The sequence below is a fragment of the Flavobacterium saccharophilum genome, from assembly GCF_900142735.1.
GTDB classification, from domain to species: Bacteria; Bacteroidota; Bacteroidia; order Flavobacteriales; family Flavobacteriaceae; genus Flavobacterium; species Flavobacterium saccharophilum.
The window spans coordinates 531,821-547,700 of record NZ_FRBY01000004.1 but is presented as its reverse complement, the minus strand read 5'-3'; the positions used below and the strand labels follow the sequence as shown (position 1 = coordinate 547,700).

Here is a 15,880-nt window from a genome sequence, read left to right as displayed (position 1 = left end):
TAAATAGAATTTATGCTTTATTTGTTTTATGTCCATTAAAGGCGAACAATAGTATTACTGAAAAACAGATCAGCGGCACTATATACCCATTCTGAATACTTCCTGTCACATCTGAAATATATCCTAAAACCGGAGGAAGTAAAGCTCCTCCAACTATTGACATTACGATCAAGGAAGATCCTATTTTTGTATTATGCCCAAGTCCGTCAATTCCCATTGAAAAAATAGTTGGAAACATGATGCTCATAAAAAAGGCAATTGCGATTAAGGTATAAACCACTAACATTCCTGTTCCTATTATTGCTACTACTGATAACAACATCGTGATAATCGAATAAATGATCAATAATTTTCTTGGTTGAATATATTGCATGAAGAATGTTCCCGCAAAACGACCTAACATAAATGCCAGACCATAAAAACCTAAATATTTGGCAGCGATATCTTCATTTAAACCAGCCGAAGTAGTAGCCATTTTGATGAAAAAACTTCCCACACAAACCTGTGCTCCAACATAAAAGAATTGCGCTAAAATTCCCCATCTTAAACGCATTGATTTTAAGGCTCCGGCAAAACTAGCTCCGTCCGCCCCTTCTTTATCTTCGTCTTTTACATCTGGCATATTGGTAAAATAAAAAACTACAGCTACTGATAAAATGATCAATCCTAATATTAAATAAGGCATTTTTACACTTGCTGCTTCTTCTAAAATATGCGCGTGTAATGCTGCAGGCGACAAGGCATCTAACTCGATCTTAGTTAAGTTTTTCCCCGATAGAATCATTGGCCCAATGTAAGCTGGCGCAATAAAAGCCGCCAATCCGTTAAACGATTGTGAAAAATTTAGTCTTTTCGTTGCTGTTTCAGATGGTCCTAAAATGGTTACATAAGGATTCGCTGCTGTTTCTAAAAATGTAAGTCCGCAAGCTATAACAAACAAAGCCCCTAAGAAATAAATATATTGTAATGAATTGGCCGCCGGAACAAACAAAATGGAGCCAATACCAAACAGCACCAATCCTATCATGATACCCGATTTATAACCGTATTTTCTCATGATATAACCGGCGGGCAAAGCCATAACAAAATAGGCTATAAAAACAGAAGAATCAATTAAAGAAGATTCTAAGTCTGTAAGATTAAATGCTTTTCTTAGATGTGGAATAAGTATCGGATCTAAGTTGTGTACAAATCCCCAGAAAAAGAACAAGCTGGTTACCAATATAAAAGGAAACAACCATTTTTTATTCTCTTTGGAACTAACATCCTTTTCAACATCTATCTGAGTTATTAATGCCATATGTTTTTTATTAAATTTATACATTTTTAGAAATATAAAAATATAATACCTGAAGTATAATTATTAATTCAATTTTACCCTTGTTTAATTAGGAATTACCTTTTTTTCTAAAAATCAGAACAAAAAACATTTCACATTAAAAAGAATGAGGAAAATATTGATTTTTAACCGAACCGTCTTCAAACAAATCGATTATAGCGTAACCCGGTGGCGTTTGCTTATAAAAACTCTTTCCGGCTGAGTCTTTATCACCTCGCTCCCACCAAAAACCACTCAAAGCACCATTACAGTAATAGTGCACATTATTGTAAACTGCTTCATCCAGTAAATGAATATGTCCGCTAATACAAGTGATTTTTTTGTCTTTATGTTTATAGAAAAGATCACTGATGTATTTAGAATCGGTATGATTTCCTCCATCAACATGCGTACATACGGCAAGAATAGGATAATGACTCATACACACAACCGGTGTACCAACGGCAATGGTTTGCAAGTCTTTTTCTAACCACAAACGCTGTTCTTCGTCCAAAGAACCGCCACCATTATTACTGTCCAATATTATAAAATGCCATCCTTTTTTATCAAAACTATAATAACGCTTTGGTATTCCAAGTTGCTTCACGACATGCTCTTTTCCGTACATTGAATCTTGCTTGTTTGGAGCAGCCCACCACATATCATGATTTCCAAGACAGCTGTGCATTTCAAAACCACTTATTTCTTTAGTGGTTTCGCTCCAAACTTTCCATAATTCATTTACTCTGTCTCTTGTAATAGTATCATAATCTGCAGCGTAGATAGAATCTCCTCCATTCAGAAAAAAATCAACTTTGTGTTTCTTGATTTCCTCTAAACATTGCACAAATCTTTCCGGTGCATTTTCTTCCGGTCGAATATGTACATCTGTGATATGTGCAATACGAAGCACTCTTTTTGATTTAGAATTTTTCTCAGCAGCAGAAAGTATGGATGCCGAACCACTCAATGCAACTGTTCCTGCTGTTAATCCAATGTATTTTAATAATTCTCTTCTTTTCATTTTCTAATTACTGTTTTACTGAATTGTTTGCCTGAAAATTTGAATTGTTCTATAGGTATAGTCCCTACGGGACAATATTCTACTTGTAACTGTTTATTACCAATATTTAATCTCTACGAGATAATCCTTTAGGATTTAAATATTGGTAACAAAAAGAGCGTCCCCAGATAAAAATATCCCGTAGGGATTTTACCTAATCTTTTTTTAGTCACCAGATTCCTGAATTATTAAACTAGCAACTTTAAGCAATTATTTTTTTATTACATAAAATGAGTATCGTTCAATAAAAAGATTTATTTGGCAGAATAAGGTCTGTCTTTAGCCGAAACACCCCAGGTTTTAGAAGGTTTTTCTCCCATAGTAAAAATCAGTTCTCCTCCCTTCATGATGTCCGAATGAAGTAAATAACTTTTGGTATACGATTTACCGTTCAAAGTTGCTTTTTGAATGTAGATGTTTTTTGGACTGTTATTTAAAGCTTTTACCGTAAAACTTTTTCCATCAGATAAATTCAAAACTGATTCATCCATACTTGGACTACCAATAACATAAATTCCGTTGAAAGGATTTACAGAATACATTCCCAAAGTACTCCAAACATACCATGCCGACATTTGGCCGACATCTTCGTTTCCACACAAACCATCTGGTTTGTCACTATATAAATTATCAACAATATAACGTACTTTTTCTGCTGTTTTCCAAGGTTGTCCTACGAAATTGTATAAATAGGTAATATGGTGACTTGGCTCGTTTCCGTGCGCATATTGCCCTATCAACCCTGTAATATCGCTTGAAGCTTCAGCTCCCATATCGCCTTTCACCACAAACAAATTATCCAGTTTTTTTGTAAAAGGTTTTTCTCCTCCCAACATTGCAATCAAACCTTCCACATCGTGAGGTACTAACCAGGTATATTGCCACGCATTTCCTTCGGCAAAATCATCTTTCATATGCGCCGATTTAAACGGATCGAAAGGTGTTCTCCATTGTGTATCGCTTACTTTTCCGCGTACAAAAGTGGTTGAAGCATCGTAATATTTTTTATAGGCTTTTGAGCGGTTGAAGAAATAATTGTAATCTTCGGTTTTGCCCATTTTTTTAGCCATCATGGCAATAGCGCCATCAGAAATAGCATATTCCATTCCGATAGCAACCGATTCTCTCAAACTATCTGCCGGAATATAGCCGATTTTTTTAACGAAGTTCAATCCGCGGTCGTCTTGCATAGCCGTGGCTTTCACCGCTTCAAAAGCTAACTCAGCGTTAATGCCTTTGATACCTTTTAAGTACGCATCAACAACAATCTGAATGGCACTATTTCCCGGCATACAATAGGTTTCATTCCCCATCAAATGCCAAACCGGAAGATGTCCTGTTTCCTGATAAATTGCCAACATTGAATTGACCATATCTGAAACTTTTTCGGTTTGTGTTAAAGTAAACAAAGGGTTTGCTCCTCTGTACGTATCCCACAATGAAAAAGTGGTCAAATTGGTAAATCCTGCCGCTTTATGAACCTGTTTGTCTGAACCATAATAATCGCCATTACTGTCATTGTAAGTAGACGGTGCAATCATCGTGTGATATAACGCGGTGTAGAATGTTTTCAGTTTGGCAGCATCATTTGATTTTACCGAAATTTTATTCAGCTCTTTGTTCCATTTTTCATCAGCCTGAGCTGCCACTTTTTCAAAATTCCAGTCTGCGATTTCTTTTTTAATATTCATTAAAGCATTATCCATACTCACAGCCGAGATTCCTACTTTAATTTTTATCACTTCATCTTTTGAAGTTGAAAATTGAAGTACCGCTTTGGCACTGTCACCTAAAACTACTTTGTTTATCATCTCTTTTGTACTGTTGTACAATTGGATTTTCTTAGCCGGTTTTGATAAAATTGCTGCAAAATAAATGCGTTGGTCGTTTGCCCAACCTTTTGAAAAACGATAACCTTCAATTAAAGTATCATTTTTAACGCGGATGTAAGTATCAACCGCTTTATCCCATCCAATTCCCTCTACTAAATCTAAAATGATATGTGATTTATCCGAAGCAGGGAAAGTATATTTTTGAAAACCCACTCTTTCAGAAGCCGTCATTTCAGCTTTGATTCCATTTTTTTTCAAAATAACCGAATAATAACCTGGTTTAGCGATTTCATCTTTATGGTCAAAACCGGAGATATAGCCGTTTTCCATGTCTTTGGCAGTCCCTTTTTTCAGGTTGATTTTACCCACTGCGGGCATAAAAAGAAAATCACCAAGATCACCAATTCCCGTTCCGCTTAAATGCGTGTGCGAAAATCCGATGATAGTTGGATCAGAATAATGATACCCCGAACACCAATCCCAACCTTGCGAAATATTTACCGGCCCCAACTGAACTGCCCCAAAAGGAACATTCGCGCCCATAAAAACATGTCCGTGAAATCCAGTTCCAATAAAAGGATCTACATATTGCGTCAAATTTTGCTTAGAAACCTGACTGTGCAATTGCAGCGTACAAACCCCTAAAATTGCAAAAAATGCTGATTTAAATTTTCTATTCATTTTCTTCTGTTATTTTATAAAAGAGCAAAGCGATAAAATCTTGCCTCTTGCTTCTTGCTTCTTTATTCTATTCTCTATTTTCTATGTTCTATTCTCTTACTTCCCAATTTCAAAACCCGTTTCCAACATCACATCTCTGGAATTCGAACCAATTTTCACTTTGTATTGTCCTTCGTAAATCTTAAATTGTTTTTTGGCATCATCCCACTTTTGAAGTTCTGACAATGGAATTTCCAACGTAATGATTTTAGAATCCCCTTTAGCAATTGATACCCTTTTAAAAGCCTTTAATTCTTTCAGTGGCATTCTGTCTATATTTGGATATTCGATATAAACCTGTGCTACTTCATCAGCATCATAGTTACCGGTATTTTCAATTTTAATTTGCATTGAAATTTTATCAGAAGTCGTTTTTGTGTTTTCCGGTTTTTGAACCCAATTGTATCCAAAGCTGGTGTAGCTTAACCCGAAGCCAAAAGGATATTGTACTTCTTTATCAAAATAACGATAGGTTCTGCCTGCCATTGCATAACTGTTATAATCAGGTAAATCACTGAAAGATTTGTAAAAACTAACTGGTAAATGTCCTGATGGAGATACTTTTCCAAAAAGAAGATTTGCTAAAGCCGTTCCGCCTTGTTCACCCGGATACCACGCAAAAACAATCGCATCAACGTAAGGTTCAATTGCCGAAATATCAACAGCACTTCCTCCCGTGATTACCGCTACAAGAGGCGTTTTAGTTCCTTTTCGAAGTGCTTTAATATAGGCAATATGCGAAGCTGGTAAATCCATATTTTTTCGATCTCCTTTTCCATCAGCCAAAAAAGCATCTCCTTCTTCGCCTTCATAAACCGGTGTAAAACCAATTACGGCAATCGTTGCATCAGCCATAGAAGCTGCCCAAACTCCACCAAAATTAGTTGTATCGGTAAAGTCACAACCCATATCATATTCTATACGAGTATCAGGATCAACAGCTCCTGCAATTCCTTCAACAAAATTTACAGCTTTATCTGTAATTCCGTGATAATTCCCTAACAAAGCATCCAAAGAACCCGCGTTTGGTCCCACTACCATCAGCGATTTATAATTCTCTTTTTTAAGAGGCAGTAACTTTGTTTTCTTCTCACCGACTTCTCCATTTTTCAACAAAACCATACTTTGCTCAGCCATTTTTCGGCTAAGATTTCTATGATACAAATTCGCTATACTGTCTATACCATATTTTCGATACGGATTATCTTCCGGATTGTCATAAAAACCTAATTTGAACTGTGTTCGTAAAGTTGGAGCCAAAGCATTATCGATATCTTTAGTAGTAATCAATTTCTGATTCAGAGCGTTGATAGCATCTTTTTGCAACAATCCGCTGCAATCCATATTCACGCCTCTTTTTATGGCTTCGGCAGCGACAACTACACTGTTTGGCAATGTTTTATGTCCTTCATAAATATCTTGTAATGCCCAACAATCCGTTACTACATGTCCGCCGAATTTCCATTCTTTTCTTAGAATATCCTGAAGTAATGTTTTTCCGGTGCAGCAAGGTTCAGAATTTACGCGATTGTAAGCACACATTACAGTTTCAACCTTTGCATCAACCAATTTTTTGAAAGCATACAAATACGTTTCTCTTAAATCTTTTTCATCAACGATAACATCAATAGAATGTCTCGTTTTTTCAGGCCCGCTGTGTACGGCGAAATGTTTGGCACAAGCCGCTGTTTTCATATATTTTGAATCTGTTCCCTGTAATCCTTTGATGTAGGCAGTTCCCATTTTTCCGGTAAGAAAAGGATCTTCACCGTAGGTTTCCTGCCCTCTTCCCCAACGCGGATCCCTGAAAATATTGATGTTTGGCGACCAAAAATTCAACCCCATATATTGCAAGCGACGGTCTTTGGCTACAGCCATATTATTCTTGGCTCTGGCTTCGGTAGAAATTGCGTTTGCCACTTCATTCAACAAATCATTATTAAAAGAAGCCGCCATTCCAATAGCCTGTGGAAAAACAGTTGCTTTACCCGCTCTCGCTACGCCATGCAAAGATTCATTCCACCAATTGTATTGCGGAATATCTAATCTTTTTACTGCTTTACTTTCAAATCCTAACAACGAAATTTTCTCCTCTGTAGTCAATTGTTTCAGTAAATCGGTAACCCTCTTATCTATCGGTAAATCCTGGTTTTTATAAACAGCCTTTGTTTGCTGCCCCTGCATCAATCCAACCGAAAAACAAAAAATAATTATAAATCTGTAGCTTCTTAAACAATTCATTTTCATATTTAATTACATTAAAACTAAAAAAATACTGTCTTAAAAAAACAAACATTTTCTCGCAGGCCAAAAAATCATTCTCGTCTATTTTCTGCCAAATTGGTATTATTTTAGAATTTTAAAGATATAATTACTTCTGTTTATATAGTACTTCGATATTATCTTTGTTTAATTATTATTTGCCCTTCTATTAAAGAAAAAAAAAAGAGATACTTCCTAAGAAATATCCCTTTTCAACATTAACCAATCCACTTTATTACAATTTTATTTAGATATTCTCCGAAATAAACTATTCAAACTGCCTATTTTTTTTGAACAAGTTTCACAACTGCTCTTCCTTTTAAACTTTTCGAATTGTTTTTAGTTCCTGCAAAATTTCCCCAGCTCAGACTCCAGTAATCCGATTTATCCATAATCAACAATTCCTGCTGACCTGATTCCAGGATATTCATTTTGGCAGCTTGGAGTCCATTTGAAATTACTTCTATTTTTTTATTTCCTGAAGTCAAATCCACAGACAAAATATTCTCTTTTGTTCCTCTGTACATTTCAGTTCCCTTCATATTTGCTTTTACAGGATCAATGCTGTTTTTCAAATAATAATCATACATACCCTGCGAAACATCATATACAGGCTGAACACGATAAGTTTCTTTTATATCTGAAAAACGTTTGGCTTTACCTTCATTAGCAGACACATGATTCGACGGATAAGTACTCCAGTATCCTTTGCGTTTCCATTCTATAGTTTCAAAAGTATCCGCTACCGGTAGCGCTACTCCTATCTGCCAGGTATATTCCGGAACATTCTCTACTTCATACTCTATATTTATTGTGCCATCGGCTTGATAAACAGTTGTCATTTTTACAGGATAATCATCTATTGTACCTTCAGATGTAACTGTAACCAAACTTTTATCATCTGTATTTATGGTTGCGCTCTTGATTTTGTATTCACCTGAATAGATACCTGGCGTTTCTTTAAAAGCTTCAGGTTGTTTTGGTTTGTTCACCATTACTCTGGCAGCTCCTGTTACTACTTTTTCTCCACTCATTTCAGAGCTTAAAAGTTCTCCGGTAACTGCATCTAGTTTTACTTTTAACCCCTGACTTTCTAATTCAACTACTTTATCGGTCTTTTTTATATTCCATTTAAGCTTGAGTGTTTTTACTTGTAGCGTTATTGGTTTGTTAAATGTTAACTGTTCTTCATCGATCAGATTGTTCTGAGCATCATAGAACTGTAAAAGAACAGGACTATTTGTATCGCTGATGGCTACTTTAATTACTCCTTCTTCATGCGGTTTTAATGCTGGCATTGGCTGATCAAAACTTTTACCGTTGATTGTAATTTTTAATTTGATCTGATCTAAAGAAATATGATTGAATCTGTTTTTAACGGGAACGTTTAAATAAGCATCTACTTCTGTACTTTCAAACTTTGTTTTTAAAACCCTAATAGGCGAATACGCTTTTTTCGTGTTCCAAAATTCTGTTTTTTCTCTTCTCCAAACATCTATAAATCCCCATGGTCCATAACCAGTTACGGTATCTTTTAAGTGAAAAGTTTCATCCGTCATTCCCCAGATAGCGCCACCTAAATTTCCGGGTACATCAAAACGATTGGCCCACATTAGATCTAAACTTTGTCCCCAAAAATCTTTTACGTTAGGATCGGCTTTTAATAAAGTTGTATTATAGCAGGCCACATGTGCCCACTCATCGCTTAATAAGGGCAAACTTTCGTGTTCCATATTTTTAATTGCCAGCCCAAAATTTTCTTCGTCTTTACCTTTATAATCCGGATAATGCGCAACAGCTATATCAAAACATCTTTTATTTTCTTTAAAGGCAGTTGCCGGCCATGACCAGGAAACAGGTCTTGATAAATCAACCGATTTTACGAATTCATATTCTTTCTGAAAATTAATACCGTAGTCACTTTCATTCCCTATTGACCACATAATAACAGCTGCGTGATTTCTGTCATGATCAATCATTTCGCTTAACTGTCCTAAATATCTTGAGGTAAATGCAGGGTCATTACTGGTTTCTCCCAGTTTTTTATAAACACCTTCTCTCCAATCGTTCACAAAACAAATGGCAGTTTCCTCCTGAACATAAATTCCATATTTATCAGCAAATTCCAGAAAGTCCTGTGAAGGCGGATAATGCGATGTACGAATAAAATTCAAATTGGCTTTTTTAGCCATTGCAACATCCAGACTATCATAATATCGATTCGTGCTTCTTCCTAACAAAGGATGCATATCGTGCCTGCAGCCGCCACGGAGTTTAATTGGCTGACCGTTTACCAGCACTCTTTTTCCGTCTACAACAACTTTCCTAAAACCTATTTTCTGTTCAATTTTTTCCTCAGATTTTCCTGCTGAAATCAATTCTGCTTTCAACGTGTACAAATAAGGCTGTTCCTGATTCCACAAAATAGGATTTGCAAAAGTAACGGAGAATTTACCTTCTCCATTATTCGCCAAATCAAAAGTTTGTGGTTGATTTAAAACCGCTTTACCACCGGCATCATACAATTGAAATTTAATTTTACTATTTCCTTTGGCTTTGCTTTTTGCTACCGTAAGAGAAAGCTTTGCTTCTTTAAAATCATTCTCAAAATCAGTTTGTACATAAAAGCGATTGATATAATCATTAGGAACTACAAGCAATTGAACTTCTCTTAATATTCCTCCGATTGGATGAAACGCATAACCCGAAGCATATGAAATATCATCTGCTCTGTCTGTAACACCCACATAAACAATCGCAGGTTTTCCTGGCTCCACAAACGCGCTTATATCAGCATCCCAGGCGGTAAATCCACCAAAATGCTCTCGCACAAAATGACCATTTACAAAAACCCTTGCATAACTGTAAACACCATTAAAACGAATAATAGTCGTCTTGTTTTTGGCACTGGCCGAAACATTAACTGTTGTTTTATAAAAGAATTCTTTATCGTTTTCTACTTTAAAACCCTGCATAGCCGGCTCGCCTGGTACCTGAATTTTTTGCCAGTTTCCTGAATCATTTTTCCAAACTTCATTACCCGGATTCATGTTTATTTCCCACAAACCGTTTAAGCTGATTTTAGCTTTTGGTACACCACTGGTTTGTGACGGAATTACTGCGAGTGCTTTCCTGCCCTCGGCTATAAATTGTTGCGCATTTACGGCAAAAGCCATGACTGCGCAAAGTAGAAATACAAAAATCTTTTTCATTTATTGTTCTGTTTAATTGTAAGTATCAATTTTACTTTTAATCTCTTTTTTGTTCTTAAAAACTTTTTCGAAATTACATCATAAACTTGTTCAGGAACTACGCTCCGTTAACGGATACTTAAACTATTTTAATCATTTTCATGTAATTTTCAATTAAAAATGGATATGATACTTTTTCTTTAATTCTTTGAAATTTGAATTGGCTTTAATCTTTCTGTTTGATTTTGTATTTATTCATGTAAAACAAAAAAGGTGAAGTTGATTTGCTATAGTATCAACATCACCTTTATGTAATTTTATTGTTTATTTCAGATTTTCGAACATCACAATTGCGGTATATAAAACTCCCGCTTCGCCTCTGAAAGTACCGGAACCTCTTGGCTCATTTTTTATCGAATACCATTCGAAGAAACCATTATTATCCTTAACGCGTTTCAACATAGGTTGTACTTCGCGGTAAGCTTCTTCAGCATAACCGTATTTAATTAATTGTTGAATGGTTCTGGCTCCAAACCATGTCCAGTCACCACCATTTTGATAACTGTAAACCGGGTTCATAATTTTGTTTACAAAAAATCCATTAGGATAAGGAGGATAAAGTGTCAAACCAATAGACGGAGCTCCAGCCTCTTTTACTCTTTTTACCATTTCGTCTAACGATGCTTTTACTTCTTTTTTACTTAATAAGCCTGCTTCCATTGCTACCGTTGTTCCTCCGAAATAGAAAATATTATTTTCATCAAAATCAGCAGGAAAAGGCGATCCATTCAAATACAAGTGCGGAATATACTTTTGATTTTTAGCATCCCAAAGATAAGTACGAGTGTTTTTTGCCACGTCTTTTCTGATTTTATCCCACTTCTTTTTAGTTGATGGCATGATTTCGGTCATGTTATTCAAAGCCACTATAAACATTGCATTGTCATAGATATCGCAGGCCACATGAGTATGTCCATCAATATCAACTCCATAACCTTCCTCCGGTTGTACATCTCCCCAGTCTGCCGTTGTTGCTCCGGTAATTAAACCGTATTTTTCAGTGTACCGGTTTTTCATTAAAAAATCCATTGACCACTCTAATCTTTCTGCAACAGTTTTATTGCCCACTTTTTCAGCTAAAATAGATTTATCACCTGTTAATTGAATGTATTTGTAAACCGCTTGTACCAATGATGTTTCCTGATCTGTTTCAACTGTATTTTTATGAGCGGCGTATCTTGGTTCTAGTTTTGAATAGGAGAAATCCGTTTCGCCTGCACCAATTTGTTCTTTGGGCGTGTAACCGTCAATGATGTTTCCATCTTCTCCCTGCATTCTGAAAAACACCAGAAGATTTTCTTTTATGTCTTCTTTTTTAGAAACTTGCGCTGCCAGTTCTATAAAAGTATTGTAGTCACGAATCCAGACTTCGCGATAGCCATCACCGGCATTTACTCCGGTTTTCATTACTTCCAATGCCTTATTTTTCACAAATGGCATATATTGATCGCTTTTTATTTTATCTGATAATGCCTTATCTATCAACTGCTTTTGTTGTCCTATAGCAGTCAATGCAAATGCAAGACTTGCTATTGAAGAAAGAATTTTTCTCATGTGTTAATCGAAATTATATTGGTTAAAATATAGAAGTTAGTATGTCTTTATTTACTTGTACTCATAGATGGTGGTGGTGTTTTGATTCCCCATTTTTTGTTTGGATTTGCTCCCATATCAAAAATTAAAGTGCCGCCATCTGTTAGTTTTTTGCGATAGATCCACGCATTTTCAATCTGCTCTCCGTTGAAAGAAGCGGATTGAATGTATCGGTTGGTCTTTGAATTGTTTTTGGTTTCGATTATCAGTTCATCGCCTTTATAATATTTTTTATCCAGTTTGATGGTTACTTTATCAAACAATGGACTTCCAAATTGAAAAGTTGGATTCATGGCTGCGTGTCCCTGAACATCGAACAATCCCATGGATGCCATTACAAACCAGGCGCCCAACTGTCCCTGATCTTCATCCTGACCAAATCCGTAACCGTGAAGTGGTTCTGTGCCATAAAATTCATCGCAGATGGTACGCGACCATTTTTGTGTCAGCCAGGGTTTACCCGAATAATTAAAAAGGAATGAATGGTGCAGACAAGGCTGATTTCCATGATTATAAAGCATTTCCAATCCAGAGAAACTGTCCACTCCTTTTCCGCCGCCAAAAGTTGATTTCTGGCTTTCTACAAATGTTGTTTCCAGTCGTTTGTTGAATAAATCTTTACCCAGAATTTTAATTAATCCTGCTGGATCTTGTGGTACATACCAGGTATATTGGTAACCATTGGCTTCCTGAAAACCTCTCCAGGCCTGCATTGGGTCGAACTTTTCTATGAATTTGCCATTCTCATATTTTGGACGAATGAATTTAGTTTCCGGATCAAAAATATTTTTCCAGTTTCCTGCCTGTTTCATCAGTTTCTCATAATCCTTCTTTTTACCCAAAGCCTTTGCAAATTGCGCAACGCCGTAAGAAGTATAAGCGAATTCCAAAGTATGTGATGCTCCAAAATTGAACGTCCATCCGTTGGCTAAAAGTGTATCTTTTGAAGGAATATAACCCTCTTTTACAAAATAAGCCAGATCGTATTTTCCTGAACCAAACGGACGACCGCTGTAGCCTGTTTCATTTTTGTAAGCGATCTTATAGGCTTCTTTTACATTAAAATCGCGAATACCACAATTATAAGTGGACGCAATCATCAAACCAAAACAATTCGTTTGTACGCCATTAGAATGTGCGCCAGCCGCCACTCCATCGTGTAACCAACCTGTTTCGTTTGCAAAATCAATATTTGACTGAATGTATTCGCTTAAATAATCAGGATAAGCCAATGCCCAAAGCTGACTCAGATTCCAAAATCCGCCCCAAATTCCGTCTGTATTGTAATGATTGTATTTGGGTTTTCCGTCTGCATTTAAAGGAATATGACCAATCTTTCCATCGTGTCTCGGATAACTTCCATTTGCATCACTTGCTAAACCACGTCCTAAAAGCGCATGATATAAGCCCGTGTAGAATTTTACTTTATTGATGTTATTTTTGGTTTCAACTTTAATTCGGCCTAATTTTTCATTCCATTTTTCGTGCGCTGTTTGTTTTACGGCATCAAAAGTTTGTCCGTCTGCTTCCGCTTTCAAATTCAACTTTGCATTTTCAATGCTGGTGTAGGATAATCCAACCTGCATTTCCACCACTTCTCCTTTTTTGGTTGCAAAATTCAAATACATTCCGTTTCCAATTCCTTTAGTTTCAGACTGATTATCAAAGGTTTTATCTTCGACAAATGAACCATAGCTTTCAGGTGTTTTACTCATTCGAATCACAAAATACATTTTAACGCGTTTCTCAGGATCACAGAATTTCAAATATTCCGGATACGTTTCGATTGTTCCTTCTAACGTATTTTTTCCTGAAAGTTTCATCGTAGCTTCTGTCACACCACTGCTTTCGCCCTGACGGTGGCCGATGTCGAAAATGATACGGGATTGTTTTGATTCAGGGAAAGTATAACGATGAAAACCAACTCTTTCTGTTGCTGTTAATTCGGCTTTAATTCCATATTCTTTAAGAAAAACCGAATAATAACCCGGCTCTGCATGTTCATCTTTTTTATCAAAAGTCGATCGATAACCGGTTTCCGGTTTTTCTAAAGTTCCGGGAGTAGTTTGCAATTTTCCTGTTACCGGCATTGCAACCAAACCACCAATTTGAAACTCATGAAAATGGCCAAAACCTTCAATCGAGGTATGGCGATCGTCGTAACCACAAGGTTCCCAACTTCCTATACTTCCATAAGCATTGGTATGCGGAGCAAGTTTTGCCATTCCAAAAGGTAAAGAAGCCGGTGTGTAAAAAAACCAACGTCCGTGTACTGATCCAATTTGTGGATCTACCCAGGAAGCCGGATTGAAACTGTCTTTTTTCTTTGAACAGGAAAAAAGTAAAATGATCATGACCAGCAGTAAAACTATTCTTGAAATTGTTTTCATTGATATGATTTTATATTAATGGACAACTTTTGTTTCCATTGCTTTCTTTTCCGCCTTCAAATCCAAATTCCAGGCTTTTTCGATTTCTTCTAAACTTTTTCCTTTGGTTTCAAATAATTTCTTTTTGGCATATACAAAAGAGAGAATACAGAAGAAAGAGAAAATAAAGAAGGTAGCCGCAATTCCCAATCCGTCTCTCAACATAGGAAACAACAAGTTCACGACCCAATCAGAAACCCACATGGTCATGATGCACATAGACAAAGCCGTTCCTCTGATATGTGTTGGGAATATTTCAGTTGAAATCACAAATTTTAATGGACCAAGTGAAAAGGCAAAGAATAAAAGGAATAAAATGATGCTAAATAACATGAACCAGCCTGTAATGTTCATCAGGAAACAAAAGCCAGTTAAAGCCAATGCAAAAGCAGCACACAAAGAACCTATTAAGTACAAAGGCCTGCGCCCCCAACTATCCACTTTAAAGATTGCTATAAATGTGAAAAGCATATTTGCTGATCCTAATATCACCTGATAAAACAAGGCATCGCTCGTAACAATACCAGCTGATTTTAAAATAGTAGGGCCGTAAAAAATAACCCCATTGATACCGCTAAATTGTGACAAGGCAGTAAGTACCATAGCCAATGTCAACAATTTACGCAAAGGCAAACGCAGTAATTCTTTGTAACCTCCTGATTTTTGACTAGCCATTTCTTTTATGGAGTTCAACTCTAATTGTGCTGTTTCTGCTCCATTTATTTTAGTAAGAATACCTAAGGCTTCTTCATTTTTTCCGTATTGTACCAACCAACGCGGACTTTCCGGAACTATCATTAACAACAGACAGAATGCTGCTGCCGGAATAACACCAACGAGAAACATCCCGCGCCAAACATTTTCTACAAACAACCAATGCAGCAAACCATTCCCCATTCCTGCATGTGAAGAAGCATATCTTTGTAAAAATAAATTACTGATATAAGCAGCCAAAATTCCAATGGTTATGGCAAGTTGGTAAAACACTACTAACTGTCCACGCTTATGCGAAGGAGCAACTTCTGAGATATAAAGCGGAGACACATTCGAGGCTACACCAACCCCCATACCTGCCAAAACACGAAATAAAATCAATATTGGGTAAGCCTCCGAAAAAGCAAAACCAATGGCACTGATTAAAAATAATACGGCTGAGATAGCCAATACTTTTTTTCTTCCGATTTTATCACTGAGATAACCTGAAAAACCTACACCAACAATACAACCTAATAAAGCACAAGAAACAAATAAACCTTCCTGCGCAGCTGATAATCCGTATTGTAATTTTAATGGCTCGATAATTCCGCTTACAACCGCCATATCAAATCCGAATAAAAAACCTCCTAGCGCTGCAATAAGCGTTATGAGAAATATAAAATATTTTGTTCCTTTTGTTTTCATAATAGTTTTTG

The 15,880-nt window shown here is 36.4% G+C and carries 8 protein-coding genes; all 8 read right to left on the bottom strand.

Annotated elements, in window-relative coordinates:
- Window positions 1–10: 10 nt before the first annotated feature.
- Window positions 11–1,300, bottom strand: a complete 1,290-nt coding sequence (fucP, locus tag BUA98_RS15400; RefSeq protein WP_086065387.1) for an L-fucose:H+ symporter permease — start codon at window positions 1,298–1,300, stop codon at window positions 11–13.
- 136 nt (window positions 1,301–1,436) lie between these two features.
- Entirely contained in the window at window positions 1,437–2,342 is a 906-nt protein-coding gene (locus tag BUA98_RS15395) for a metallophosphoesterase family protein (protein ID WP_072973958.1), read from the bottom strand.
- Window positions 2,343–2,635: 293 nt separating this feature from the next.
- Window positions 2,636–4,894: a GH92 family glycosyl hydrolase gene (locus tag BUA98_RS15390; RefSeq protein ID WP_072973956.1), complete on the bottom strand. Its 2,259-nt coding sequence runs from the start codon at window positions 4,892–4,894 to the stop codon at window positions 2,636–2,638.
- A 96-nt stretch (window positions 4,895–4,990) separates the two neighbouring features.
- Entirely contained in the window at window positions 4,991–7,174 is a 2,184-nt protein-coding gene (locus tag BUA98_RS15385) for a glycoside hydrolase family 3 protein (RefSeq protein WP_072974124.1), read from the bottom strand.
- A 302-nt stretch (window positions 7,175–7,476) separates the two neighbouring features.
- A complete protein-coding gene (locus tag BUA98_RS15380; RefSeq protein WP_086065354.1) occupies window positions 7,477–10,407 on the bottom strand; it encodes a glycoside hydrolase family 2 protein in 2,931 nt (976 codons plus the stop codon).
- Between the two features lie 303 nt (window positions 10,408–10,710).
- Window positions 10,711–12,000: a glucosidase family protein gene (locus BUA98_RS15375; RefSeq protein WP_072973954.1), complete on the bottom strand. Its 1,290-nt coding sequence runs from the start codon at window positions 11,998–12,000 to the stop codon at window positions 10,711–10,713.
- A gap of 47 nt (window positions 12,001–12,047) precedes the next feature.
- Window positions 12,048–14,429 (bottom strand): GH92 family glycosyl hydrolase, encoded by a 2,382-nt coding sequence (locus tag BUA98_RS15370; protein WP_086065352.1) that lies wholly within the window; start codon window positions 14,427–14,429, stop codon window positions 12,048–12,050.
- A 15-nt stretch (window positions 14,430–14,444) separates the two neighbouring features.
- Entirely contained in the window at window positions 14,445–15,869 is a 1,425-nt protein-coding gene (locus tag BUA98_RS15365) for a sugar porter family MFS transporter (RefSeq protein WP_072974123.1), read from the bottom strand.
- Window positions 15,870–15,880 lie beyond the last annotated feature (11 nt).

Coding starts and splice junctions, on each gene's coding strand:
- BUA98_RS15375 (WP_072973954.1), bottom strand. CDS start 12,000: ATGAGAAAAATTCTTTCTTCAATAGCAAGTCTTGCATTTGCATTGACT.
- BUA98_RS15385 (WP_072974124.1), bottom strand. CDS start 7,174: ATGAATTGTTTAAGAAGCTACAGATTTATAATTATTTTTTGTTTTTCG.
- BUA98_RS15365 (WP_072974123.1), bottom strand. CDS start 15,869: ATGAAAACAAAAGGAACAAAATATTTTATATTTCTCATAACGCTTATT.
- BUA98_RS15395 (WP_072973958.1), bottom strand. CDS start 2,342: ATGAAAAGAAGAGAATTATTAAAATACATTGGATTAACAGCAGGAACA.
- BUA98_RS15380 (WP_086065354.1), bottom strand. CDS start 10,407: ATGAAAAAGATTTTTGTATTTCTACTTTGCGCAGTCATGGCTTTTGCC.
- BUA98_RS15370 (WP_086065352.1), bottom strand. CDS start 14,429: ATGAAAACAATTTCAAGAATAGTTTTACTGCTGGTCATGATCATTTTA.
- fucP (WP_086065387.1), bottom strand. CDS start 1,300: ATGGCATTAATAACTCAGATAGATGTTGAAAAGGATGTTAGTTCCAAA.
- BUA98_RS15390 (WP_072973956.1), bottom strand. CDS start 4,894: ATGAATAGAAAATTTAAATCAGCATTTTTTGCAATTTTAGGGGTTTGT.